This is a genomic window from Pseudomonas sp. FP2309, from assembly GCF_030687575.1.
Lineage (GTDB): Bacteria > Pseudomonadota > Gammaproteobacteria > Pseudomonadales > Pseudomonadaceae > Aquipseudomonas.
This window is the reverse complement of sequence record NZ_CP117439.1, coordinates 4,778,396-4,802,705: the sequence shown is the minus strand read 5'-3', so window position 1 is coordinate 4,802,705 and position 24,310 is coordinate 4,778,396. Positions and strand designations below refer to the sequence as shown.

Annotated in this window: 21 protein-coding genes; 14 read left to right on the top strand and 7 right to left on the bottom strand. The window is 58.1% G+C overall.

Going from position 1 to position 24,310, the window contains the following annotated elements; all coding sequences use genetic code 11:
- Positions 1–88: 88 nt before the first annotated feature.
- The 3 genes from PSH59_RS22075 to PSH59_RS22065 form a co-directional block, all read right to left on the bottom strand.
- On the bottom strand, positions 89–367 hold the full coding sequence (locus tag PSH59_RS22075; protein WP_248078296.1) for a hypothetical protein: 279 nt from the start codon (positions 365–367) through the stop codon (positions 89–91).
- Positions 368–503: 136 nt separating this feature from the next.
- The gene (locus PSH59_RS22070) at positions 504–3,314 is read right to left on the bottom strand and encodes an FAD-binding and (Fe-S)-binding domain-containing protein (protein ID WP_305393659.1); all 2,811 of its coding nucleotides are present in this window, start codon (positions 3,312–3,314) and stop codon (positions 504–506) included.
- A 106-nt stretch (positions 3,315–3,420) separates the two neighbouring features.
- A complete protein-coding gene (locus PSH59_RS22065) occupies positions 3,421–5,115 on the bottom strand; it encodes a lactate permease LctP family transporter (RefSeq protein WP_248078291.1) in 1,695 nt (564 codons plus the stop codon).
- A gap of 250 nt (positions 5,116–5,365) precedes the next feature.
- On the opposite strand from PSH59_RS22065, the gene PSH59_RS22060 reads away from it, so the two are divergent.
- Positions 5,366–6,133, top strand: coding sequence for an FCD domain-containing protein (locus PSH59_RS22060; RefSeq protein WP_248078288.1), 768 nt, complete (start codon positions 5,366–5,368; stop codon positions 6,131–6,133).
- Between the two features lie 36 nt (positions 6,134–6,169).
- Here the strand turns inward: PSH59_RS22060 and smpB are convergent, their stop codons facing one another.
- Positions 6,170–6,652: an SsrA-binding protein SmpB gene (gene smpB, locus PSH59_RS22055; RefSeq protein ID WP_003235073.1), complete on the bottom strand. Its 483-nt coding sequence runs from the start codon at positions 6,650–6,652 to the stop codon at positions 6,170–6,172.
- A 168-nt stretch (positions 6,653–6,820) separates the two neighbouring features.
- Between smpB and PSH59_RS22050 the strand changes: the two genes are divergently transcribed.
- Both PSH59_RS22050 and PSH59_RS22045 read left to right on the top strand, forming a co-directional pair.
- Positions 6,821–7,255, top strand: coding sequence for a type II toxin-antitoxin system RatA family toxin (locus PSH59_RS22050; RefSeq protein ID WP_010206630.1), 435 nt, complete (start codon positions 6,821–6,823; stop codon positions 7,253–7,255).
- Entirely contained in the window at positions 7,248–7,550 is a 303-nt protein-coding gene (locus PSH59_RS22045; RefSeq protein WP_305393658.1) for an RnfH family protein, read from the top strand. Before PSH59_RS22050 ends, PSH59_RS22045 begins: the two co-directional genes overlap by 8 nt.
- A gap of 63 nt (positions 7,551–7,613) precedes the next feature.
- On the opposite strand, the gene PSH59_RS22040 is transcribed toward PSH59_RS22045, so the two are convergent.
- The gene (locus PSH59_RS22040) at positions 7,614–8,141 is read right to left on the bottom strand and encodes an outer membrane protein assembly factor BamE (protein ID WP_016976810.1); all 528 of its coding nucleotides are present in this window, start codon (positions 8,139–8,141) and stop codon (positions 7,614–7,616) included.
- A gap of 98 nt (positions 8,142–8,239) precedes the next feature.
- Between PSH59_RS22040 and fur the strand changes: the two genes are divergently transcribed.
- Positions 8,240–8,644 carry a ferric iron uptake transcriptional regulator gene (fur, locus tag PSH59_RS22035; protein ID WP_083360362.1) on the top strand — a complete coding sequence of 135 codons (405 nt, stop codon included), beginning with the start codon at positions 8,240–8,242 and terminating at the stop codon, positions 8,642–8,644.
- 83 nt (positions 8,645–8,727) lie between these two features.
- On the opposite strand, the gene recN is transcribed toward fur, so the two are convergent.
- The gene (recN, locus tag PSH59_RS22030) at positions 8,728–10,401 is read right to left on the bottom strand and encodes a DNA repair protein RecN (protein ID WP_305393657.1); all 1,674 of its coding nucleotides are present in this window, start codon (positions 10,399–10,401) and stop codon (positions 8,728–8,730) included.
- 253 nt (positions 10,402–10,654) lie between these two features.
- Here recN and grpE point away from each other — a divergent pair, with 253 nt between their 5' ends.
- From grpE to PSH59_RS21990, 8 genes are all read left to right on the top strand, one after another.
- A complete protein-coding gene (gene grpE / locus PSH59_RS22025) occupies positions 10,655–11,215 on the top strand; it encodes a nucleotide exchange factor GrpE (protein WP_248078282.1) in 561 nt (186 codons plus the stop codon).
- A 102-nt stretch (positions 11,216–11,317) separates the two neighbouring features.
- Positions 11,318–13,234, top strand: a complete 1,917-nt coding sequence (dnaK, locus tag PSH59_RS22020) for a molecular chaperone DnaK (protein ID WP_248078281.1) — start codon at positions 11,318–11,320, stop codon at positions 13,232–13,234.
- A 318-nt stretch (positions 13,235–13,552) separates the two neighbouring features.
- A complete protein-coding gene (gene dnaJ / locus PSH59_RS22015) occupies positions 13,553–14,677 on the top strand; it encodes a molecular chaperone DnaJ (RefSeq protein WP_248078280.1) in 1,125 nt (374 codons plus the stop codon).
- Positions 14,678–14,687: 10 nt separating this feature from the next.
- The gene (dapB, locus tag PSH59_RS22010) at positions 14,688–15,494 is read left to right on the top strand and encodes a 4-hydroxy-tetrahydrodipicolinate reductase (RefSeq protein WP_248078279.1); all 807 of its coding nucleotides are present in this window, start codon (positions 14,688–14,690) and stop codon (positions 15,492–15,494) included.
- Positions 15,495–15,753: 259 nt separating this feature from the next.
- Positions 15,754–16,890: a glutamine-hydrolyzing carbamoyl-phosphate synthase small subunit gene (gene carA / locus PSH59_RS22005; RefSeq protein WP_248078278.1), complete on the top strand. Its 1,137-nt coding sequence runs from the start codon at positions 15,754–15,756 to the stop codon at positions 16,888–16,890.
- Between the two features lie 105 nt (positions 16,891–16,995).
- On the top strand, positions 16,996–20,217 hold the full coding sequence (gene carB / locus PSH59_RS22000; RefSeq protein ID WP_248078276.1) for a carbamoyl-phosphate synthase large subunit: 3,222 nt from the start codon (positions 16,996–16,998) through the stop codon (positions 20,215–20,217).
- Positions 20,214–20,690 (top strand): transcription elongation factor GreA, encoded by a 477-nt coding sequence (greA, locus tag PSH59_RS21995; RefSeq protein ID WP_122719987.1) that lies wholly within the window; start codon positions 20,214–20,216, stop codon positions 20,688–20,690. Before carB ends, greA begins: the two co-directional genes overlap by 4 nt.
- Before the next feature lie 28 nt (positions 20,691–20,718).
- Complete coding sequence (locus tag PSH59_RS21990; RefSeq protein ID WP_305395324.1) at positions 20,719–21,123, top strand: MFS transporter; 405 nt, start codon at positions 20,719–20,721, stop codon at positions 21,121–21,123.
- Positions 21,124–21,131: 8 nt separating this feature from the next.
- Here the strand turns inward: PSH59_RS21990 and PSH59_RS21985 are convergent, their stop codons facing one another.
- Positions 21,132–21,440, bottom strand: a complete 309-nt coding sequence (locus tag PSH59_RS21985) for a YhbY family RNA-binding protein (RefSeq protein WP_017139256.1) — start codon at positions 21,438–21,440, stop codon at positions 21,132–21,134.
- Positions 21,441–21,545: 105 nt separating this feature from the next.
- On the opposite strand from PSH59_RS21985, the gene rlmE reads away from it, so the two are divergent.
- Positions 21,546–22,196, top strand: coding sequence for a 23S rRNA (uridine(2552)-2'-O)-methyltransferase RlmE (gene rlmE / locus PSH59_RS21980; protein WP_003235041.1), 651 nt, complete (start codon positions 21,546–21,548; stop codon positions 22,194–22,196).
- A gap of 199 nt (positions 22,197–22,395) precedes the next feature.
- On the top strand, positions 22,396–24,306 hold the full coding sequence (gene ftsH / locus PSH59_RS21975; protein WP_248078269.1) for an ATP-dependent zinc metalloprotease FtsH: 1,911 nt from the start codon (positions 22,396–22,398) through the stop codon (positions 24,304–24,306).
- The last annotated feature ends 4 nt before the right edge of the window (positions 24,307–24,310 follow it).

Below are 24,310 nucleotides of genomic sequence, written 5' to 3'. Positions count from 1 at the left end.
TGTAACTCGTTGTTTCATAGTGAGTGACAAGCCTGTGCAGTGTACGCCAAATGGTCACGGAAGGCCAACCCGAAGGTTGGCCTCGCGCCTATTCGCCGCCTTTGTCCATGTTCTGCAGGTCCTGCAGCGCCTTGGAGGTGATCTCGATGCATTTTTTGTCATCACCGGCGGCGTGGGCGGCCTTCGCCTGGGAGACGGCCGTGTCGACCTCGCCACTTTTGCCACTGGTGTCGGTGGCGAGCAGTGCTTTGCCGTTGTTGATTTTATCCAGGTTGATCTTGCACAGGTCGGCCTCACCCGCCGCAAAGGCAGGGGAGGTCAACATCGCAGCAGTAATGAACAAGCCAGCAAGAGCGGAACGCTTCATGGGGTGTCTCCTTGCGTAAAAGGGCTCGACGCTGCTGGCGTTCAGGGGCTGCCAGCGACATCACTGAAGGGCCTCGTTCGTCGAGGCCTATGCAGATGACTGCGCCGGCGCGCAGGGGTTCTGTTTTTTTGCAGGGTCAGTGCGCGCGTGCCTGTGTTACGCGGTCCACGAGATACACCAACCCGTGGTAATCGATGCCGCCATGCTGGCTCAGGCCGATCTCGCAGGTGCGGCTGGTTGAGATGCCTTCGCTGCAATGCTGCACCGCGTCTTTGAGGCTGCGCAGCGAGTGGGCGTTGAGTTGCGGTGTGGTGAAGCCTTTGTCGCCCGCGAATCCGCAGCAATGGATGCCTTCCGGAATGACCACGGTTTTGGCGCAGCGCCGGGCCAGGTCGATCAGCGCCTGGCTTTCGCCCAGGTGCTGGGTGCTGCAGGTGACGTGCACGGCGATCGGCGCTTCCTGAGGGGTGAAGTCGAGCCGATCCATCAGGTGCGTGCGGATAAAGCGTACGGGGTCATAGAGGTCCAGACGCGTTTCGCTGATGTCTTGTACCAGGCGCAGGGTGCAGGGGCTGGTGTCGCAATAGATAGGGTCCAGACCGCCACGGCTTGCATGCAGTAGCGCGCCGATCAACTCCTGGCGCTTATGCTCTGCCTGTTCGGCGTACCCTTTGGAGGCGAAAGGTTGGCCGCAGCACAGGCTGTCCAGGTTGTCGGGAAAGACAACCTGGTAACCGGCTTTTTCCAGCAGGCCACGGGTTTTGTCGTGCAGCGACATCTGCTCTTTATCGTCGGCGGCTGGGCCCATTGCCCGCGATACGCATGCCGCCAGGTAGACCACCCGTGGTCGTTCGTCTGTCACAGGTGGGCTGAAGCGAATGGCCTTCTCCGGTTGTGGCATGGCGTCAGACCACTGCGGGATCTGCCCTTTGGACAGGGTAGTCACCGCCGCCGACCACTTCGCCAGGCGCGGTGCGCCCAGCAGCATGCGCGCGCCGTTGGCCACGTGCAGGGTAAAACGCGCGCCTTGCAAGGCGGTGGCGAAATGGGTGGCGAGCCATTCGGCGGTTTTCGTACGGTCAGCGTCATGGCTACGCAGCTTTTTCACCAGGTCGCCGGTATTAATGCCTACGGGGCAGCGTTGGGCACACAGCCCGGTGGCGGCGCAGGTCTCGATGCCTTGGTAGTGATAGGCCTCTTCCAAGTCGGTGGTATCGACGCCGGCGCGTTTTTTTGCCTGGATGTCACGCCAGATCACGATGCGCTGGCGCGGGCTTAAGGTCAGCCCTTTGGACGGGCACACCGGCTCACAGAAGCCACACTCGATGCACTTGTCCACCAGTTCATCGGCCGCCGGCAGCGGCTTGAGGTGCTTGAGGTGAATCTGCGGGTCCTCGCTGAGCACCACATCCGGGTTGAGTATGCCGTTGGGGTCGAGCAGACGCTTGAGTTGCCACATCAACTGGTAGGCATCGCTGCCCCATTCCAATTCCACGAAAGGCGCCATATTGCGGCCGGTGCCGTGCTCGGCTTTCAGTGAGCCACCGAACTCCACCGCCACCAGGTGTGCAACGTCGTCCATGAACGCTTGGTAGCGTGTGACTTCTTCGGCGCTGTTGAAGCCTTGGGTGAACACGAAGTGCAGATTGCCTTCCAGCGCATGTCCGAACAGGATGGCTTCGTCGTAGCGGTGTTTGTCGAACAGGGCAATCAGGCGGTTCACGCCGATGGCCAATTGTTCGACCGGGAAGGTGACGTCTTCGATGATCACCGTGGTGCCGGTTTTGCGCACGGCGCCGACGGCGGGGAAGGTGTCTTTACGGATGGCCCACAGCCGAGCGTTTTCTACAGGGTCTTCGGTAAAGTCGACCTGCTTTTCCACTGGGAAAGAGGCCAGGGACGCCATGATCAGCGCCAGTTGTTCATGCAGTAACGAGGAGGACGCGGCGCGGGATTCGATGAGCAGCGCGCAGGCGTTTTCCGACAGGTGTTGTACGAAAGCCGGCATGCCCGGCTTGTTCTGCACCGAGCGCATGCTGCGTCGGTCCAGCAGCTCCACGGCCGAAACCGGTTGGGTTTTCAGCACGGTTACCGCGTTGCAGCAGGTCTCGACGTCTGGGAACACGATCAACGCCGAGGCTTTGTTGGGGTGATCGACCACAGTGTCGTAAGTGACGGCACTGATAAACCCCAACGTGCCTTCGGAACCTACCAGCAGGTGGCTGAGAATATCCAGTGGCTCATCGAAATCCACCAGGGCGTTGAGTGACAGGCCGGTGGTGTTTTTCAGACGATATTTGTGGCGAATTTTTGCAGCCAATTCGGCGTTTGCCCGCGTCTCACGGCCCAATGTCGCCAGGCGCTCAAGCAGTGCGCCGTGCTGCTTGCGAAAGGCGCTGACACTGGCGGCATCTTCAGTGTCCAGGCGGCTGCCGTCGGCGAGCACCAGGCGAATGCCCGCCAGGGTGTGATAGGTATTTTGTGCGGTGCCGCAGCACATACCGCTGGCGTTGTTGGCGACGATACCGCCGATCTTGCAGGCATTGATCGACGCAGGGTCTGGCCCGATCTTGCGCCCGTAGGGGGCCAGCCAAGCATTGGCCTGGGCGCCGATGACGCCGGGTTGCAGGCGGATCTGCGTACCTTGCCCGCGAATTTCGCGGCCGTTCCAGTTGTCGCCCAAGACGATCAGCACCGAGTCGCTTATCGCTTGGCCCGACAGGCTGGTGCCTGCCGCGCGAAAGGTCACCGGTACGCGGTCACGCTGTGCCCATTGCAGCAGCGCGACGACTTCGTCTTCCGACTCCACGCGGATTACCAGTCGTGGGATCAATCGGTAAAAACTGGCGTCGGTGCCGAAAGCCAAGGTGGAAAGCGGGTCGTCGAAGCGTCGATCCTTGGGGATCAACTGTGCGACGTCAGTAAGGAAAGCGGCGGGCAGACTCATGGGGCCTCCAGGCTCAGCACCCCCAGGGCGCCGTATTAACACGATTGCGCAAAACCGACGCCGGGATGACTGCCCGGCGTCGTTTCTTACCCTATTGCTTGTGGCTTTAATGCACCAGCATGCCGGTAAGCCAGTAGGCCTGAGCCAGGGTAATCAGGCCGACGATGGTGGCGAAAAACAGGCTGTGTTTGAGGGTGAAGCGGAACAAGTCCGACTCTTTGCCCACCAGGCCTGTCGCGGCGCAGGCCACGGCAATCGACTGTGGCGAGATCATCTTGCCGGTCACGCCGCCACTGGTGTTTGCGGCGACCAGCAGGGTGTCATTGACGCCGATCTGGTGCGCAGTAGTGGCTTGCAGCGAGCTGAACAGGGCGTTGGACGACGTGTCGGAGCCTGTCAGAAAAACCCCCAGCCAGCCAAGGAATGGCGAGAAGAACGGGAAGGCTGCCCCGGTGCCGGCCAATACCAGCGCCATGGTCGAAGACATGCCGGAGTAGTTGGTGACGAAAGCGAAGGCCAGCACCATGCCGATGGACAGGATCGGCCAGCGCAACTCGTAGAAGGTCTCTTTTAAAGTGGTAAGACCAATTTTTGGATTGATTTTCAGTACCAGCATCGAAATCAATGCGGAGAAGAAGATCGCGGTGCCGGTCGCTGAAATCGGGTCCAACTTGAACACCGCTGGAATCGCGGTTGGATTGGTGACGATGGGCGCGACCTTGACCACCATCTGATCCAGGTGCGGGATCGCGAAGTTGAAGACCCAGCTGTACATCGAGCCACCGGCGGCGAACATCGCCTTGAACGGTTTGAGCGTCCAGATGGTGACGAGCACGGTGAGAATCAGGAACGGCGACCAGGCTTTGACAATCTGTCCCAGGCTGTAGGGCGAGGCGATGGTGCTGCGTGGCAAGCCGAAGCCGCCGGCGCTGGCGGTGACCGCCACGCCAGAGGTGGCGCCGGCGATCTGCGCGCCTGCGGTGCGCTTGGGTTGCCAGATTTTAAGGAACAGCGTCAGGGAAATCAGGCTGGCCAGGGCCGAGGTGATGTCCGGCAGTTCCGGGCCGATGAAGTTGGACGTGAAGTATTGGGTGATGGCAAAACTCAGGCCTGCTACGAGCGCTGCCGGCCAGGTCTCGCGAACGCCGCGCAAGCCGTCCATCATGAACACTAGCCAGAACGGCACGAACAGCGACAGCAGCGGCAGTTGGCGGCCGGTCATAGCGCCGATTTTGAATGCATCGATGCCGGTCACTTGGCCTGCAACGATGATCGGGATGCCCAGTGCGCCAAAGGCGACAGGGGCCGTGTTGGCAATCAGGCACAGGCCTGCTGCATACAGCGGATTGAAGCCCAGGCCCACCAGCAGCGCGGCGGTGATCGCCACGGGTGCGCCGAAACCTGCAGCCCCTTCGAGGAAGGCCCCGAAGCAGAAGCCGATCAGCAACACTTGCAGGCGTTGGTCGTCAGTGATCGAGAGCACCGAGCTGCGAATAATCTCGAACTGGCCGCTCTTGACGGTGAGTTTGTAGAGGAACACCGCCGCGACGATGATCCACGCGATGGGCCACAGGCCATAGGCAAATCCATAGCCGGCGGCGGCAAGTGCCATGTCCACGGGCATCTGGAAGGCGAAGATCGCGACCAGGATCGACAGAGCCAGCGTGATGCTGCCGGCCACATGACCTTTGAGGCGAAACACGGCCAGGGCCAGGAAGAAGAATACGATCGGGATGACGGCGGCCAATGCGGACAGGCCGAGGCTGCCGAGTGGGCTGTAAAGCTGTTGCCAGGTTTGCATATGGGGTGGCCCCTGATTGTTGTTGTTTGGTCAGCTTGGATAATTGGTAATACCAATTTACAATCGCTGTGGGCTAGGTTAAAAGCCTTCGGGGGGATGTGTCAATTTGCCGCCTGAGAAACTTTGGTCGTAGGTGAGCGGTTGGCCCATCTGATCGGGTAAAGCGAAGGCGTTCTGATAGGTGCTGGAAATGCGGTGATAGGCCAGAATAGAGGCCCCGGCGAGTGGTCGGGATGGTGGAGAGCGAGTTATGGGGTTTGATCTGGTGCGTCAGCGCCGTTTGTCTGACGATATTGTCGAGCAGCTCGAGGGCATGATCCTTGAGGGCACGCTGAAGTCTGGCGAGCGCTTGCCGGCTGAGCGCGCGTTGGCCGAACGGTTCGGTGTGTCGCGCCCTTCGCTGCGCGAGGCGATTCAGAAGCTGGCGGCCAAGGGGCTCTTGGTGAGTCGTCAGGGGGGCGGCAATTATGTTGCAGAGTCCCTGGGGTCCACCTTCAGCGATCCACTGCTTCACCTGCTGGAAAACAACCCCGAGGCGCAGCGCGACCTGTTGGAGTTTCGTCAAACCCTTGAAGCGTCGTGTGCTTATTACGCGGCGTTACGCGCGACCGAAGTCGACCGTGAGCGGCTGACGGCGGCGTTCGATGCGCTGCAGGATTGTTATGCGCGCGTCGACGAAGTGAGTCGGGCGGAGGAGGGCGCGGCGGATGCGAGGTTTCATTTGGCCATTGCCGAGGCCAGTCATAACGCGGTGTTGCTGCACACTATTCGCGGGTTGTTCGACCTGCTTAAGCGCAACGTGGTGACTAACATTGGCGGGATGTACCAGCAGCGCACGGAAACCCGCGACATGCTGATCAGTCAGCATCGGGATCTGTACCTGGCGATTATCGAGGGGCGCGCGGAGCAGGCACGAGAAGTGTCGACGCGTCACTTGGAGTATGTGCAGGAGGTGTTGGAGGAAGTGCGTCAGGAGGTTCAGCGCGTCGCGCGTGCGGAGCGGCGCAAGGGGATGTAGCCAGGGGGGATTCCCAAGGCCACATCGTTACAAGGATTAGTCTTCCTTGCCCTTGTTGCGCACGGCGCGATGCAGCTCACGATTGGAATCACGCTCGCGCTCGGTATCGCGCTTGTCGTATTCCTTCTTGCCCTTGCCCAGTGCGATCTCACACTTGACCAGGTGCTTGCTCCAATACCAAGACAGGCAGATGCAGGCATAGCCCTTCTGCTGTACGGCGGCGGCGAGCTTTTCCAGTTCGCGGGCATTGAGCAACAGCTTGCGTGTACGCACCGGGTCGGCAATCACGTGGGTGCTCGCGGTGGTCAGTGGCGTGATATGACTGCCGAGCAGCCATGCCTCACCGTCCTTGAGCAATACGTAGCTGTCGACCAGTTGCAGCTTGCTGGCGCGCAGACTTTTTACTTCCCAGCCGGCCAGGACCAGACCAGCCTCGAAACGATGTTCGATGAAGTAATCGTGTCGCGCCTTTTTATTTTGCGCGATGGTCCCTGTAGGGTGTTTCTTTTGTTTAGCCATAGGGGCGGCATTATAGGGAGTTGCGAGCGTGTCGGCTACGGTCAACCTGCGTGCTTGAGCGTGTTGGACGAATCCCGGACAATGCGGGCAGTTCTTTGGTTTTTTTCTCTCGCGAATCGGGCTGTTCTTTCGCGATGTTTGCTGCTCAGCTGTGGAAATGACGCACACATGACGACGCATATTCAACGTTCGGCCCTGCTGCCTTATCCGGCGCAGGCGCTTTATGACCTGGTCAACGACGTGGCGCGTTACCCGGAATTCCTGCCTTGGTGCTCCACCGCCGAAGTGCTGGAAAACAGTGATGAGCACATGGTCGCCAGTGTGGGGGTGGCCAAGGGCGGGCTCAGCCAGCATTTTGTGACGCGCAATGTGTTGGTGCCTGGCAAGTCTATTGAAATGAACCTGCAGGAGGGGCCGTTTACCCAGTTGCACGGCGTCTGGGTGTTCAAGGCGCTGACTGACAAGGCGTGCAAAATCAGCCTGGACCTATCGTTCGATTACGCGGGGCCGATTGTGCGCGCGACGCTGGGTCCGTTGTTCAATCAGGCGGCCAATACCCTGGTGGATGCGTTCTGCCAGCGGGCCAAGCAACTGCATGGTTGAGATTGAGGTTGTGTATGCCGCTGTCGATCATCAGGTCTTGCTGATGGTGGCGGTGGCGGCGGGCACCAGTGTGCGGGCGGCGGTGCGCACGTCAGGCATTGGTGAGCGGTTTCCTGAACTGGATCTGGCTGATTGCCCTTTGGGGATATTCGGCAAGGTGGTCGCAGATCCTGAGGTGCGCGCTGTGCAAGCGGGCGACCGTATCGAGATCTACCGTCCTCTGCTGGCCGATCCGAAGGAAGTGCGCAGGTTGCGTGCAGCCAAGGCGGCACTGGCTAAACAGCGAGGTCTGTAGAGTCGCCAAACCACAGGCAACAAAAAGCCCAGCATGCCGGGCTTTTTTGTGAGCGCCGCGAAGTTACTGCGGGCTGGTGTCCAGAGGCTGTGGCGTCGGGACTGGAACGGTTTCCACCCCGTCGACGTCTTTCTGGATCTTGTCGAGCAAGGAGCCGGGCTTGGCCGGGACTTCGGACTTCGGCTTCTCGCCTTCCTGCGCGGGCGCAGTCACGTTAGTGCCGTTATCTTTGCCGAGCAGGGCTTCATCGCGGCTCACGCCAGGCATGAAGTCCCCGGACAGGCTGACGAGCTGGTCATTGCCATTGAAAATGACGCTGACGCGTTCCTGCTGGCGTTCACCGCCACCAGGCTGCAGGCTGTAGAGATAATCCCAGCGATCGGCGTGAAAAGTGTCGGTCAGCAGGGGGTTGCCCATAATAAACCGTACTTGCCGTCGGGTCATTCCCGGGCGTAACTGGTCTATCATGTCCTGCGTGACGACATTGCCCTGCTGGATGTCGATTTTGTAAACCCCGGGGAATGAACAACCGGCGAGTGCGAGCAGTCCCACAAAGGTGAAACTGGTTAGCAAGAGCTTGGTGTTTTGCATCGGTGGGCGACTTCCACTATCTTGGCTGGGACAACGTAAACGCCGATCATACCCGTATTAAGAGAAGCTGCGAAGCAGCATCCGCGAGAAAGCTAACCATGGTTGAAAATAGCGAACTACGCAAAGCCGGTCTTAAAGTGACTCTGCCACGAGTCAAGATTCTACAAATGCTCGATTCTGCTGAGCAACGTCACATGAGTGCCGAAGACGTTTACAAGGCGCTGATGGAGTCTAACGAAGACGTCGGTCTGGCCACGGTTTACCGTGTACTGACCCAGTTTGAAGCCGCAGGGCTGGTGGTTCGTCATAATTTCGACGGCGGTCATGCAGTATTCGAATTGGCTGACGGTGGTCATCATGACCACATGGTTGACCTGGATACCAACGAGGTAATCGAGTTCACCAGTCCGGAAATCGAGAAGCTCCAGCATCAGATTGCTGAGGAGCATGGGTTCGATTTGGTGGACCATAATCTGGTGCTGTACATCCGTAAGAAAAAGTAAAAACGACGCAAAATTGCTTTGCGAAACGATCGAAGGCGACCCCAGGGTCGCCTTCGTGCTTTATATATGAGGCGAAAAAGTCTTCAGGCCTTGGTCGCAACGACCATTTTTTTTGCGTGCGCCAAAGACTCTTTCGTCAAATCGATGCCTCCTAGCATCCGCGCCACTTCCTCTACGCGTTCGGACTTGTTCAGCTTGGACACGGCTGTATGCGTTGCATCACTGCCTCTGACCTTATGCACAAACAAGTGCTGGTGCCCTTGTGCTGCCACTTGCGGCAAGTGGGTAACCGTAAGCACCTGGCCTCGATCTCCAAGGCGGCGCAGCAGTTGGCCAACAATTTCCGCAGTCGGGCCACCGATACCCACATCCACCTCGTCGAACACCAGCGTCGGTACACGTGAGGTCTGTGCGGTAATCACCTGAATCGCCAGGCTGATTCGCGAGAGCTCACCGCCAGACGCAACTTTTGCCAGCGCCTTGAGCGGTTGCCCTGGGTTGGCGCTGACCAGCAGTTCCACCTGTTCCAGGCCATGGGGCTGCAATTCAGTGTTGGTATTGGCGCGTAGCTCAATGGTAAATCGTCCGCCCGGCATGCCCAGGCGTTGAATTTCCTGCTCAACGGCGCCGGCAAGGCTTTTGGCGGCTTGCTGGCGAAGGTTGCTCAGTTCGCGGGCTTTCTCTTGATAATGACGGGCGAACGAGGCGAGCTCTTCTCCCAGTCGCTCAATGGATTCGTCATTGGCGTTCAGGGTTTCGATTTCATCCAGCAGCTTTTGCTGCATCGCTGCCACTTCTGTGGGTTGGATACGATGTTTGCGCGCCAGCGTATAGATGGTGTCCAGGCGTTCTTCAATCTCCTGCAGGCGCGCCGGGTCAGCGTCGAAGTGATCGAGAAAGCGATTCAGCTCGCCCACGGCCTCTTCGACTTGGATTTGCGCACTGGTCAGCAAAGTAGTCGCTTCGCTCAGCGAGCCTGAGGCGCTGTTAACGCTGGATAAGCGGTTGAGACTGGCCGTAAGCGCATTGAGCACATTGCCGGAATCGCTTTCGCTGCATTGCTCCACGACTTGTCGACAGATTCCCAGCAACGTTTCGGCATTGGTGAGGTTTTTGTGTTCCTGCTCAAGCTGTTCCAGCTCCGTTTCGCCAAGGTTCAGGCTTTCCAGTTCTTCAAGCTGGTAGCTGAGGAGTTGGTGCCGTGCACGTTGCTCATCGCCCGAGTTGGAGAGGCGGTCCAGCTCCTGGCGTGTCTGGCGCCAGCGTTGCGCGGCCAATTGAACTTGGCGGGCAAGGTCAGTGGCGCCTGCGTATTCGTCGAGCAGGCGGCGATGGGTATCGGTTTTGAGCAGGGATTGATGTTCGTGCTGGCTATGGATATCGATCAGCAACTCACCCAGGGCTTTCAGGTCACCCAGGGGGCAGGGTGTCCCATTGATATAGCCGCGGGAGCGCCCTTCGGCCGTGATGACCCGTCGCAGAATGCAGGGGCCTTCATTATTCAGGTCGCGTTCGGTCAGCCAGGTTTCGGCTTCGGGAATGTCTGACAGGTCGAACGTGGCCAGGATGTCGGCCTTGTCGGCGCCGGGGCGCACTACGCCACTGTCGGCGCGGTCGCCCAGGGTCAGGCCCAGGGCGTCAAGCATGATCGACTTGCCGGCGCCCGTTTCGCCTGTGATTACGCTCATCCCGCGATCCAGCTCGAGATCCAGATGTTCAACGATGGCGTAGTTATGTACAGACAGGTGAACGAGCATGACGGCGCTCCCAGGTGTTAGGTATGGTTATTTATACAGTGTTTTGTCTTGGGCTGACAATCCGGGTGCTTAGCTCGATTTGCTTGATTAGTGCTTTTTCTTAGTGCCAGAAAGAATTTAAGTGGAGGAATTGACTCAGGGCACAGGAAAGTCTTTTGGTAACGCCCCCGCCCTTGAACCTGGAAATTGTGGCCCCATATACCGGAACAGAAGCGTGAGTTGAGATCGCGCATGATTTTGAAAGGAGAGAACTATGGCTGACGAACAGACGCAGGATACGCAAACTCCAGACGCCAATTCGGCCGTCGGTGATGAACTGGCAACTCGTGTGCAAGTGCTCGAAGAGCAGTTGGTCGCTGCGCAGGATCAGTCTTTGCGTGTTGCCGCTGATCTGCAGAACGTCCGCCGCCGTGCCGAGCAGGATGTAGAAAAAGCTCACAAGTTCGCATTGGAAAAGTTCGCCAGTGACTTGCTGCCGATCATCGACAGCCTGGAGCGTGGCCTTGAGTTATCCAACCCGGACGACGAAAACATCCGTCCGATGCGCGAAGGGATCGAGCTGACCCTGAAAATGTTCCAGGACACCCTGAAGCGTTATCAGCTGGAAGCCATCGACCCGCAAGGCGGCGAGCCGTTTAACGCTGAGCATCACCAGGCAATGGCCATGCAGGAAAGTCATGACCTTGAGCCCAACAGCGTGTTGAAGGTTTTCCAGAAAGGTTATCTGCTCAATGGTCGCTTGCTGCGCCCGGCGATGGTTGTTGTCAGCAAGGCGCCGGCGCCGGTTTCGCCTTCTATTGATGAGCAGGCTTGAAATACGTCGCAAGGCCCCCATTTATAAGTCAAGCGTTTAAGTGCTACCGCAGTTAGCCACAACTGCTGCGGCAACCAAATTCAAGTTTCGGGAGAGTAAATCATGGGCAAAATTATCGGTATCGACCTGGGGACCACCAACTCGTGCGTCTCGGTCATGGAAAACGGCAAAGCTAAAGTTATCGAAAACGCTGAAGGCGCGCGTACTACGCCGTCGATCATCGCTTATGCCAACGATGGCGAGATCCTCGTTGGTCAGTCGGCGAAGCGCCAGGCTGTGACCAACCCGCATAACACCCTGTACGCGGTAAAGCGTCTGATCGGTCGTAAGTTCGACGAAGAAGTCGTACAGAAAGACATCAAGATGGTGCCGTACAAAATCGCCAAGGCTGACAACGGTGACGCCTGGGTCGAAGTGAATGGCAACAAAATGTCTGCGCCACAGATCTCGGCTGAAGTCTTGAAAAAGATGAAGAAAACTGCCGAAGACTATTTGGGCGAAGCAGTGACCGAGGCGGTGATCACCGTTCCTGCCTACTTCAACGACAGTCAGCGTCAGGCGACTAAAGACGCGGGCCGCATCGCTGGTCTGGATGTAAAACGTATCATCAACGAACCGACCGCAGCCGCACTGGCTTACGGTATGGACAAGGCCAAAGGCGACCACACTGTCATCGTTTATGACCTGGGTGGCGGTACCTTCGACGTATCCGTGATCGAGATCGCAGAAGTCGACGGCGAGCACCAGTTTGAAGTGTTGGCCACCAACGGTGACACCTTCCTGGGTGGTGAGGACTTTGACATCCGTCTGATCGACTACCTCGTTGACGAGTTCAAGAAAGAAAGCGGCATGAACCTCAAGGGTGATCCGCTGGCGATGCAGCGTCTGAAGGAAGCTGCCGAGAAAGCCAAGATCGAACTGTCCTCGAGCATGTCGACCGACGTTAACCTTCCGTACATCACTGCGGATGCCACCGGTCCTAAGCACTTGAACGTGAAGATTTCTCGCGCCAAGTTGGAAGCACTGGTTGAAGACTTGGTTCAGCGCACCATCGAACCTTGCCGCATTGCGTTGAAAGACGCGGGCATCGACGTTGGCTCCATCAACGACGTGATTCTGGTCGGTGGCCAGACTCGTATGCCGCTGGTGCAGCAGAAAGTAACTGAGTTCTTCGGTAAAGAAGCGCGTAAAGACGTGAACCCGGATGAAGCGGTTGCCATGGGTGCTGCCATCCAGGGCGCCGTTCTGGCCGGCGACGTGAAAGACGTGCTGCTGCTGGACGTGAGCCCACTGACCTTGGGTATCGAAACCATGGGTGGCGTGATGACTGCGCTGATCGAGAAAAACACCACGATTCCTACCAAGAAATCGCAAGTGTTCTCGACTGCCGATGACAATCAGGGCGCGGTGACTATTCACGTGCTGCAAGGTGAGCGTAAGCAAGCCGCTCAGAACAAGTCTCTGGGCAAGTTCGACCTGGCTGAGATTCCACCAGCACCACGTGGTGTGCCACAAATCGAAGTGACCTTCGACATCGACGCCAACGGCATCCTGCACGTCGGCGCGAAAGACAAGGCAACGGGCAAAGAGCAGAAGATCACCATCAAGGCCAACTCCGGTCTTTCTGATGAAGAAATTCAACAGATGATCCGTGATGCTGAAACCAATGCCGAAGCTGACAAGAAGTTCGAAGAGCTGGCCGGTGCCCGTAACCAGGGTGATGCTCTGGTTCACTCGACGCGCAAAATGGTCGCTGATGCAGGCGACAAAGTAACCGCTGAAGAGAAGACCGCGATCGAAGCTGCCGTGGTTGCCCTGGAAGCCGCTGTTAAAGGCGACGACAAGGCTGCCATCGAAGCCAAGGTTGAGGAGTTGTCGAAAGTCTCCGCTCCGGTTGCTCAAAAAATGTACGCCGAACAAGGCCAGCCGGCTGATGGCGCTGCGCAACAAGCAGAGCCTGAAGCCAAGCATGACGACGTTGTCGATGCTGAGTTCGAAGAAGTCAAAGAGCAGAAGTAATCTGTTCGCCCGGTTGACCGCTGACAAGCGGTGACTGGTAGGATGTCGCCGCGCGGGAGCTTGCTCCCGCGTTGGCGTGTCTGGGGTACGCGAATTTTTACAGCATGCGACAGCGTTCGCATGTTGGCGGTGTGATCGGGGATGCTCCTGCTTCCCGAACAATAAACGCCGCATTTTTGGCCGGGTCCCTGGCTAAAAAGCAGTAATGACCAGGATCGTTGAATTGACGTGAGTTGGGTCCGGGCCTGTATTGGGGCTCAACGAGTTTGGCAAGGCTCAGGAGGGTCTGGCTGAACGTCCTTAAGAGTGCAAAGACTTATGGCAAAGCGTGACTATTACGAAGTGTTGGGTGTGGAGCGTGGTTCCAGTGAGGCGGACCTGAAGAAGGCTTACCGTCGCCTGGCGATGAAGCACCACCCGGACCGTAATCCGGATAGCAAAGAATCCGAAGAAATGTTCAAAGAGGCCAATGAGGCCTACGAATGTCTGTCTGATCCCAATAAGCGTGCGGCCTATGATCAGTACGGTCATGCTGGCGTCGATCCGAGCATGGGCGGCGGCGGTGCCGGCTTTGGTGGTCAGAATTTCTCCGATATTTTCGGCGATGTGTTCAGTGACTTCTTCGGTGGTGGTCGAGGTGGTCAGCGTGGTGGCGCCCAGCGTGGCAGCGACCTGCGCTACACCTTGGAATTGAACCTGGAAGAAGCCGTGCGCGGCACCAGCGTCAATATCCGTGTACCGACGCTGGTCAACTGCAAGCCGTGTGACGGTTCAGGTGCCAAGAAAGGTTCCTCGCCCATTACTTGCCCTACCTGTGGCGGTATCGGCCAAGTCCGTATGCAGCAGGGCTTCTTCTCGGTGCAGCAGACCTGTCCGCGTTGCCATGGTCAGGGCAAGATCATTTCTGATCCGTGTGATGCCTGCCACGGCGAAGGTCGTGTCGAAGAGTACAAGACGCTGTCGGTTAAAGTGCCGGCCGGTGTCGACACCGGTGATCGAATCCGTCTGTCGGGTGAAGGAGAGGCGGGTACTCAAGGTGGTCCAACGGGCGATCTGTACGTGGTAATCAATGTGCGCGAGCACTCGATTTTCCAGCGCGACGGCAAGCACCTGTTCTGCGAAGTGCCGATCAGCTTTGTCGATGCAGCCTTGGGTGGTGAGTTGGAGATTCCGACGCTTGATGGTCGTGTGAAGCTCAAGATCCCTGAGGGCACGCAGACCGGCAAACAGTTCCGTATCCGTGGCAAAGGGGTTGCGCCGGTGCGGGGTGGCGGTGCGGGTGACTTGATGTGCCGTGTGGCGGTGGAAACGCCGGTCAACCTCAATCGCCGTCAGCGCGAGCTGCTTGAAGAGTTCCGCAGTTCGTTGGAGGGTGATGACACCCATTCACCGAAAACCACTGGCTTCTTCGAAGGCGTGAAGCGCTTCTTCGGCGACCTGTAAGGAATTGAGTATGCGACGTATAGCCGTAATGGGCGCTGCCGGGCGCATGGGTAAAACGCTCGTCGAGGCGGTGCAGCAGCGCTCGCCGGCCTCTGGGCTGACGGCGGCGATCGTTCGTCCGGGCAGTACGTTGATCGGTGCGGATGCCGGTGAGTTGGCTTCGCTGGGGCGTATCGGCGTGTCGTTGTCCGGCAATCTTGAGCAGGTGGCTGACGAATTCGATGTGCTGATCGACTTCACCCTGCCGGAAGTGATGCTGAAAAACCTCGCATTCTGTCGTAAGGCCCGCAAGGCCATGGTCATCGGGACTACGGGTTTGACGGCTGAGCAGAAGCAACTGCTGGTGGAGGCGGGCAAGGATATTCCTATCGTCTTTGCTGCGAACTTCAGTGTTGGTGTGAACCTGTCGCTCAAGTTGCTGGATATGGCTGCTCGTGTGCTGGGGGATGAGGCTGATATTGAGATCATCGAGACCCATCATCGTCACAAGATCGATGCGCCGTCGGGTACGGCGCTGCGCATGGGTGAGGCGATTGCTGATGCGCTGGGTCGTGACCTGTCAAAGGTGGCGGTATACGGCCGCGAAGGCCATACCGGTGCCCGTGCGCGCGACACCATCGGTTTTGCAACCGTTCGCGGTGGTGACGTGGTCGGTGACCATACCGTGTTGTTTGCCGCCGAGGGCGAGCGACTGGAAATCACGCACAAAGCCTCCAGCCGGATGACCTTCGCCAAAGGCGCTGTGCGTGCTGCGCTCTGGCTGGACGGTCGCGAGCCTGGTCTTTATGACATGCGCGATGTGCTGGATTTGCACTAATCAGTAGCTAAAAAGGGGCCTCAGGATTATCCTGAGGCCCCTTTTTTAACCGCTAAGCGACGTACTGTCGCATTCTCCTGCCTTTAGGGCTCATTAGCGGTGGACCCAAAAAGCCTTTTTCTGTAAGCTACAGCTTTAGTGTGTCCACTAAAAGCGCGCAGAATAATTCAGTGAAGAAGCGGGGTGACGTGTCCATACGTCACTCCGCTTTTTTACAACCTGCGATCGCCCTTTCAGGCTTTATTTACGGGAGGTCTTCTTGACTAAGCCAGCCATACTCGCCCTTGCTGATGGCAGCATTTTTCGCGGCGAAGCCATTGGAGCCGACGGTCAAACCGTTGGAGAGGTGGTGTTTAACACCGCCATGACCGGCTATCAGGAAATCCTTACCGATCCTTCCTACGCCCAACAGATCGTTACCCTCACCTATCCGCACATCGGCAACACCGGTACAACGCCGGAAGATGTCGAGTCTGACCGCGTGTGGTCCGCCGGCCTGGTCATTCGCGATCTGCCGCTGGTTGCGAGCAACTGGCGTAACACGATGTCGCTGTCGGATTACCTGAAAGCCAACAACGTTGTGGCGATCGCCGGTATCGATACGCGCCGCCTCACACGCATCCTGCGTGAAAAAGGCTCGCAGAACGGCTGCATCATGGTCGGTGACGCTATCTCCGAAGAAGCGGCGATCGCCGCAGCGCAAGGCTTCCCTGGCCTGAAAGGCATGGACCTGGCGAAAGTCGTCAGCACCAAGGAACAGTACGAGTGGCGCTCCACCGTCTGGGACTTGAAGACTGACAGTCACGCGACTATCGAGTCCGCGGACCTGCCCTATCACGTAGTCGCTTATGACTACGGCGTGAAGTACAACATCCTGCGCATGCTGGTCGAGCGCGGTTGCCGCGTTACCGTGGTGCCTGCACAAACCCCGGCCAGCGATGTGTTGGCCCTGCAGCCGGACGGTGTCTTCCTGTCCAACGGCCCGGGCGACCCTGAACCTTGCGACTACGCCATTCAGGCCATCAAGGACGTGCTGGAGACCGAGATCCCGGTATTCGGTATCTGCCTCGGTCACCAACTGCTGGCCCTGGCCTCCGGCGCCAAGACCCTGAAAATGGGGCACGGCCACCACGGTGCTAACCACCCGGTGCAGGATCTGGACACTGGCGTCGTAATGATCACCAGCCAAAACCACGGTTTTGCGGTGGATGAAGCGACTTTGCCGAGCAATGTCCGCGCTATTCACAAGTCGCTGTTCGATGGTTCCCTGCAAGGCATCGAACGTACCGACAAGAGCGCGTTCAGCTTCCAGGGCCACCCTGAAGCCAGCCCGGGCCCGAACGACGTAGCGCCGCTGTTCGACCGTTTCATCAATGAGATGGCCAAGCGACGCTGACTGAGCGGCGTGCGGGCGGCCCCGAAGTTCGGAGGCCCCCGCAGGCTCTTCAAAGATTGTTCAAGACGGCTTGCCGACTGACCTGCGGATTTGAGTGACAAACCCATGCCAAAACGTACAGACATAAAAAGCATCCTGATTCTCGGCGCTGGCCCGATCGTTATCGGCCAGGCCTGCGAATTCGACTACTCCGGCGCACAGGCCTGTAAGGCCCTGCGTGAAGAGGGTTACCGCGTCATCCTGGTGAACTCCAACCCGGCCACCATCATGACCGACCCGGCCATGGCCGACGCGACCTACATCGAGCCGATCAAATGGCAGACCGTTGCCAAGATCATCGAAAAAGAGCGTCCGGACGCGCTGTTGCCGACCATGGGCGGCCAGACCGCGCTGAACTGCGCCCTGGACCTGGAGCGCGAAGGCGTTCTGGAGAAATTCGGTGTAGAGATGATCGGCGCAAACGCCGACACCATCGACAAGGCTGAAGACCGTTCGCGTTTCGACAAGGCCATGAAGTCCATCGGCCTGGCGTGCCCGCGTTCCGGCATCGCCCACAGCATGGAAGAAGCCAACGCGGTCCTCGAGACCCTGGGTTTCCCATGCATCATCCGCCCGTCCTTCACCATGGGCGGCACCGGCGGCGGTATCGCGTACAACCGTGAAGAGTTCGAGGAAATCTGCGCCCGTGGTCTGGATCTGTCGCCGACCAAAGAGCTGCTGATCGACGAATCCCTGATCGGCTGGAAAGAATATGAAATGGAAGTTGTCCGCGACAAAAAGGACAACTGCATCATTGTCTGCTCCATCGAAAACTTTGACCCGATGGGCGTGCACACTGGTGACTCGATCACCGTGGCGCCAGCACAGACCCTGACCGACAAGGAATACCAGATCCTGCGTAACGCCTCCCTGGCGGTATTGCGCGAGATCGGCGTGGAGACCGGTGGCTCCAACGTACAGTTCGGCATCTGCCCGGACACCGGCCGCATGGTCGTTATCGAGATGAACCCGCGTGTGTCGCGTTCGTCGGCCCTGGCTTCGAAAGCCACCGGCTTCCCGATCGCCAAGGTCGCGGCCAAGCTGGCCGTGGGTTACACGTTGGACGAACTGTCGAACGACATCACCGGCGGCAAGACTCCGGCGTCCTTCGAGCCGTCCATCGACTACGTAGTGACCAAGCTGCCACGCTTCGCCTTCGAGAAATTCGCCAAGGCTGACGCGCGCCTGACCACCCAGATGAAGTCGGTGGGTGAAGTGATGGCCATCGGCCGTACCTTCCAGGAATCCCTGCAGAAAGCCCTGCGCGGCCTGGAAGTCGGTGTGTGTGGTCTGGACGAGAAGCTCGACCTGAGCAACCCGGAAAGTATGAGCATCCTCAAGCGCGAGCTGACTGTGCCGGGTGCCGAACGTATCTGGTACGTCGCTGATGCCTTCCGCGCCGGCATGACCGTCGAAGACATCTTCGGCATGAACATGATCGATCCTTGGTTCCTCGTGCAGATCGAAGACCTGATCAAGGAAGAAGAGAAGGTCAAGACCCTGGGTCTGGCCAGCATCGACCGTGACATGATGTTCCGCCTCAAGCGCAAAGGTTTCTCCGATCAGCGCCTGGCCAAGCTGTTGGGTGTAACCGAGAAGAACCTGCGCACGCACCGTCACAAGCTGGACATCTTCCCGGTCTATAAGCGTGTTGATACCTGCGCGGCTGAGTTCTCCACCGACACCGCCTACCTGTATTCCACCTACGAGGAGGAATGCGAGGCCGCACCGTCGGGTCGCGACAAGATCATGATTCTGGGCGGCGGTCCAAACCGTATCGGCCAGGGTATCGAGTTCGACTATTGCTGCGTACACGCCGCGCTCGCTCTGCGCGAAGACGGGTACGAGACCATCATGGTCAACTGCAACCCGGAAACTGTTTCGACCGACTACGACACCTCCGATCGCTTGTACTTCGAACCTGTGACCCTGGAAGACGTGCTGGAAATCGTGCGTGTCGAGAAGCCAAAAGGCGTGATCGTACAGTACGGAGGCCAAACGCCGCTGAAACTGGCGCGAGCCCTCGAAGCGGCCGGCGTGCCGATCATTGGCACCAGCCCGGATGCCATCGACCGTGCAGAAGACCGCGAGCGCTTCCAGCAAATGGTTGAGCGCCTGAACCTGCGCCAGCCGCCAAATGCTACTGTGCGCAGCGAAGACGAAGCCATCCGCGCAGCCAGCAAAATTGGCTACCCGCTGGTGGTGCGTCCGTCCTACGTGCTGGGCGGACGGGCGATGGAAATCGTCTACGAAGAAGAAGAACTCAAACGTTACCTGCGTGATGCGGTGAAAGTGTCCAACGACAGCCCGGTGCTGCTGGACCACTTCCTCAACTGCGCGATCGAAATGGACGTTGACGCTGTTTGCGACGGTACCGATGTGGTGATTGGCGCGATCATGCAGCACATCGAACAGGCAGGTGTTCACTCCGGTGACTCAGCGTGCTCGCTGCCGCCGTACTCGCTGCCACTGCACATCCAGGACGAGATGCGCGAACAGGTCAAGAAAATGGCCCTGGAGCTGGGCGTTGTCGGCCTGATGAACGTCCAGTTGGCGCTGCAAGGCGAAGACATCTACGTCATTGAAGTCAACCCGCGTGCGTCGCGTACGGTGCCATTCGTTTCCAAGTGCATCGGCGTGTCCCTGGCTATGATCGCCGCGCGCGTGATGGCCGGTAAGACCCTGAAGGAAATCGGCTTCACCAAAGAAATCATCCCTAACTTCTACAGTGTGAAAGAGGCGGTGTTCCCATTCGCCAAATTCCCTGGTGTGGACCCGATCCTGGGCCCAGAGATGAAGTCCACCGGTGAAGTGATGGGTGTGGGCGATACCTTCGGTGAGGCGTTCGCCAAGGCCCAGATGGGTGCCAGTGAAGTGTTGCCGACCGGTGGTACTGCGTTCATCAGCGTGCGTGATGATGACAAGCCGCTGGTTGCAGGCGTTGCCCGTGATCTGATCAACTTGGGCTTCGAAATCGTGGCCACTGCCGGAACTGCCAAGCTGATCGAAGCGGCTGGTCTGAAAGTGCGTCGCGTGAACAAGGTGACGGAAGGCCGTCCGCACGTGGTCGATATGATCAAGAATGACGAAGTCACCTTGATCATCAACACCACTGAAGGTCGCCAGTCGATCGCGGACTCCTATTCCATTCGTCGTAATGCCTTGCAGCACAAGATCTACTGCACCACCACCATTGCTGCAGGCGAAGCTATCTGTGAAGCGCTCAAGTTCGGTCCGGAAAAGACCGTGCGTCGCTTGCAGGATCTACACGCAGGATTGAAGGCATGACCAAATACCCAATGACCGTCCAGGGCTTTAAAGCCCTGGAAGAGGAGCACGCCCATCTGACCAAGGTCGTACGTCCAAAGCTTAGCCAGGACATCGGTACGGCCCGCGAGCTGGGTGACCTCAAGGAAAACGCCGAATACCACGCTGCTCGTGAGCAGCAGGGCATGGTCGAAGCGCGGATCCGTGATATCGAAGGCCGCCTGCAGAATTCGGTGGTGATCGATGTGACGACCATTGCGAAGACCGGCAAAGTAATTTTCGGTACGACTGTGGAGATCGCCAACGTTGAAACTGACGAAAGCGTGGTCTACCACATCGTTGGTGAAGACGAGGCTGACTTCAAACTCGGCAAGATCTCTGTCGGCTCACCGCTCGCTCGCGCCTTGATTGCCAAGGAAGAGGGTGATGTGGTGGCTGTGAAAACCCCCGGCGGCGTGATTGAGTACGAGATTGTTGAAGTTCGCCACGTCTGAAAGGCGGCGCCCGCTTCGTGCGGGCGCCATGCTTTGGCAGCTCTCCCAGATGCTGTGGGTGGGTGGCTTGTGGTTGCTGCATATTGGTGTTCTGCCGGCGCTCGGCCTGATTGGCCTGGCGCCGTTACTGATCGATGAGATTGATGGATTACTGAGTGCGTTGCTGGTGGGGTTTGCGGCGGCGTGCGTGACGATCCAGGCATTGGTGCTGGTCAAGGCTGAGGGCTTGGGGAGTTTGTGGCGGGATATTCGCGGCCAACTGCTGTTGATGGCGCTTTATGCATGCACAATGTTTTGCGTGGTGCATGTCTGGCTGCCGGAAGCGTTGCGCTGGCAGTTATTCAGCTATCTTGTTCTGGGGTTTTCCGGCCTGGTGCTGGTTATACAGCCGGCGCCTGGATGGAGTGGCGGGGCGCGCGAAGCACGCCCGTAACCCTTGTATTACTTGAAGCGATGTACGTTCGACAGTTGCTTGTTGACGCTGAAGTTCTTGCGATACAGCAGCGCCATCTTGCCGATGACCTGAACCAGGTCCGCTTTGCCGACCTTGCACAGTTCTGCGATGGCGGCCAAACGCGCTTCGCGGTCAAGGATGTTGACCTTGATCTTGATCAGTTCGTGATCGCCCAGTGCGCGTTCAAGTTCGGCTAACACACCTTCAGTCAAACCGTTGTCTGCCACAATCAGAACTGGTTTCAGATGGTGGCCAATGGATTTGTACTGTTTCTTCTGCTCTTGAGTGAGCGGCATAATCTGACCCCTGCGTCTGATCTTGTAAAAAGCGGCGGCCAGTTTACCCGAGCGAGTCCGGGACCGCCCAGTTAATCACGACCCGTTTTATTTTCGAGGTGGCCCGTGGCCCGTTCCAAAACTAGCCTTAAGTGGCTGCAAGAGCATTTCAACGACCCTTACGTCAAAAAGGCGCAAAAGGATGGGTACCGTTCCCGGGCCAGCTACAAGCTGCTGGAGATCCAGGACAAGGACAAGTTGATTCGCCCTGGCATGAGCGTTATTGATCTTGGCGCGGCCCCCGGTGGCTGGTCCCAGGTGACCAGTCGTCTGATTGGTGGGCAAGGTCGGTTGATCGCATCCGACATCCTTGAGATGGACAGCATCCCCGATGTGACCTTTGTGCACGGCGATTTCACTCAGGACTCCGTATTGGCCGAGATCCTGGAGGCCGTGGGAAATTCGCAGGTAGACCTTGTGATTTCCGACATGGCCCCCAATATGAGTGGATTACCGGCTGTTGATATGCCGCGAGCCATGTTCCTTTGTGAGTTGGCGCTGGATCTGGCGGGGCGTGTATTGCGTCCGGGTGGTGATTTTCTGGTCAAGGTCTTCCAAGGGGAAGGTTTTGACGAGTATCACAAGAACATCCGCAAGCTGTTCGACAAGGTACAGACACGCAAGCCGGACTCTTCGCGCGACAGGTCGCGCGAGCAATACCTGCTCTGTCGGGGCTTCCGCGGCGTTGAAGGTGCGGCGAGCGAAGAGCGGTTTTGAGGGATTCGAGGAAGGCGATAGGTTTTTTTATATCGCTTTCGTCATGAAGCTTTACGAATATTGTGTAGTCAAAGTTTCACAAAGGGTTACAGACGGCGCCTGCCAGAGTTGTAGGAATGTAGTAAGTTAGGCCGGTGAATATCATGCGAAGCGCGCGCCAGTAGCGGAGCTTGCTTCAGAGGGTAGTTAATTGAACGATATGGCAAAGAATCTGATCCTGTGGTTGATCATCGCGGCTGTCCTGGTGACGGTGATGAACAACTTCTCCAGCCCTAACGAGCCGCAGACCCTCAACTATTCCGACTTTATCCAACAAGTTAAGGATGGCAAGGTTGAGCGCGTGACGGTCGATGGTGCTGTCATCACTGGCAAGCGCAGCGATGGCGATGGTTTCAAGACCATCCGCCCGAATATTCCGGACAATGGCCTGATCGGCGACCTGGTGGACAACCATGTGGTCATCGAGGGTAAGCAGCCTGAGCAGCAGAGCATCTGGACTCAGTTGCTGGTTGCCAGCTTCCCGATCCTGGTGATTATCGCCGTGTTCATGTTCTTCATGCGCCAGATGCAAGGTGGGGCGGGAGGCAAGGGCGGTCCGATGAGCTTCGGCAAGAGCAAGGCACGCCTGCTCTCGGAAGATCAGGTGAAGACGACCCTGGCTGATGTTGCCGGTTGCGATGAAGCCAAGGAAGAAGTCGGGGAGCTGGTTGAGTTCCTGCGCGATCCAGGCAAGTTCCAGCGTCTGGGTGGCCGGATTCCTCGTGGTGTTCTGATGGTTGGCCCTCCAGGTACGGGTAAAACCCTGCTGGCCAAGGCGATTGCTGGCGAAGCCAAGGTACCTTTCTTCACCATTTCCGGTTCCGACTTCGTCGAAATGTTCGTCGGCGTAGGCGCCAGCCGTGTTCGCGACATGTTCGAACAGGCCAAAAAGCACGCTCCCTGCATTATCTTTATCGATGAAATCGACGCCGTTGGTCGCCATCGTGGTGCTGGCATGGGCGGTGGTCATGATGAGCGTGAGCAGACCCTCAACCAGTTGCTGGTGGAGATGGACGGTTTCGAGATGAACGATGGCATCATCGTGATCGCAGCGACCAACCGTCCAGACGTGTTGGATCCTGCACTGTTGCGTCCAGGCCGTTTCGACCGTCAGGTTGTGGTTGGTTTGCCGGACATTCGTGGTCGTGAGCAGATCCTCAAAGTGCACATGCGTAAAGTACCAATGGGAGACGACGTGGCCCCGGCGGTGATTGCCCGCGGTACGCCAGGGTTCTCCGGTGCCGATTTGGCCAACCTGGTGAACGAGGCGTCGTTGTTCGCGGCCCGTACCGGCAAGCGCATCGTTGAAATGAAAGAATTCGAGCTGGCCAAAGACAAGATCATGATGGGCGCAGAGCGCAAATCCATGGTCATGTCTGAAAAAGAGAAGCAGAACACGGCTTATCACGAAGCGGGCCATGCCATTGTTGGTCGCGTTGTCCCCGAGCACGACCCGGTCTACAAAGTCTCGATTATTCCTCGTGGTCGGGCGTTGGGTGTCACGATGTTCCTGCCTGAAGAAGACCGTTACAGTCTTTCCAAGCGTGCCCTCATCAGTCAGATCTGCTCGCTGTATGGCGGCCGGATCGCTGAAGAGATGACCTTGGGCTTCGATGGAGTGACCACGGGTGCCTCCAACGACATCATGCGTGCCAGTCAGATTGCACGGAATATGGTGACCAAGTGGGGCTTGTCGGAAAAGCTCGGTCCGCTGATGTATGCCGAGGAAGAAGGCGAAGTGTTCCTGGGGCGTGGTGGTGGCGGTCAAAGCGCCAGCTTCTCCGGTGAGACGGCCAAGTTGATCGATTCTGAGGTACGTAGCATCATTGACCAGTGCTACGGCACGGCCAAGCAGATCCTCACCGATAATCGCGACAAGCTGGATGCGATGGCTGATGCGCTGATGAAGTACGAGACCATTGATGCCGATCAGATTGACGACATCATGGCGGGCCGCGAACCTCGTGAGCCTCGCGATTGGGAAGGCGGTTCGGGCACTTCTGGCACCCCGCCAGTCGTTCATAACGAGCGCCCTGAAACCCCGATCGGCGGCCCGGCTGCTGACCACTAAGGTT

Excerpts from the sequence above, each read along its gene's own strand:
- PSH59_RS22075 (WP_248078296.1), bottom strand. The coding sequence starts at position 367 with ATGAAGCGTTCCGCTCTTGCTGGCTTGTTCATTACTGCTGCGATGTTG.
- PSH59_RS22070 (WP_305393659.1), bottom strand. The coding sequence starts at position 3,314 with ATGAGTCTGCCCGCCGCTTTCCTTACTGACGTCGCACAGTTGATCCCC.
- PSH59_RS22065 (WP_248078291.1), bottom strand. The coding sequence starts at position 5,115 with ATGCAAACCTGGCAACAGCTTTACAGCCCACTCGGCAGCCTCGGCCTG.
- PSH59_RS22060 (WP_248078288.1), top strand. The coding sequence starts at position 5,366 with ATGGGGTTTGATCTGGTGCGTCAGCGCCGTTTGTCTGACGATATTGTC.
- smpB (WP_003235073.1), bottom strand. The coding sequence starts at position 6,652 with ATGGCTAAACAAAAGAAACACCCTACAGGGACCATCGCGCAAAATAAA.
- PSH59_RS22050 (WP_010206630.1), top strand. The coding sequence starts at position 6,821 with ATGACGACGCATATTCAACGTTCGGCCCTGCTGCCTTATCCGGCGCAG.
- PSH59_RS22045 (WP_305393658.1), top strand. The coding sequence starts at position 7,248 with ATGGTTGAGATTGAGGTTGTGTATGCCGCTGTCGATCATCAGGTCTTG.
- PSH59_RS22040 (WP_016976810.1), bottom strand. The coding sequence starts at position 8,141 with ATGCAAAACACCAAGCTCTTGCTAACCAGTTTCACCTTTGTGGGACTG.
- fur (WP_083360362.1), top strand. The coding sequence starts at position 8,240 with ATGGTTGAAAATAGCGAACTACGCAAAGCCGGTCTTAAAGTGACTCTG.
- recN (WP_305393657.1), bottom strand. The coding sequence starts at position 10,401 with ATGCTCGTTCACCTGTCTGTACATAACTACGCCATCGTTGAACATCTG.
- grpE (WP_248078282.1), top strand. The coding sequence starts at position 10,655 with ATGGCTGACGAACAGACGCAGGATACGCAAACTCCAGACGCCAATTCG.
- dnaK (WP_248078281.1), top strand. The coding sequence starts at position 11,318 with ATGGGCAAAATTATCGGTATCGACCTGGGGACCACCAACTCGTGCGTC.
- dnaJ (WP_248078280.1), top strand. The coding sequence starts at position 13,553 with ATGGCAAAGCGTGACTATTACGAAGTGTTGGGTGTGGAGCGTGGTTCC.
- dapB (WP_248078279.1), top strand. The coding sequence starts at position 14,688 with ATGCGACGTATAGCCGTAATGGGCGCTGCCGGGCGCATGGGTAAAACG.
- carB (WP_248078276.1), top strand. The coding sequence starts at position 16,996 with ATGCCAAAACGTACAGACATAAAAAGCATCCTGATTCTCGGCGCTGGC.
- greA (WP_122719987.1), top strand. The coding sequence starts at position 20,214 with ATGACCAAATACCCAATGACCGTCCAGGGCTTTAAAGCCCTGGAAGAG.
- PSH59_RS21990 (WP_305395324.1), top strand. The coding sequence starts at position 20,719 with ATGCTTTGGCAGCTCTCCCAGATGCTGTGGGTGGGTGGCTTGTGGTTG.
- PSH59_RS21985 (WP_017139256.1), bottom strand. The coding sequence starts at position 21,440 with ATGCCGCTCACTCAAGAGCAGAAGAAACAGTACAAATCCATTGGCCAC.
- ftsH (WP_248078269.1), top strand. The coding sequence starts at position 22,396 with ATGGCAAAGAATCTGATCCTGTGGTTGATCATCGCGGCTGTCCTGGTG.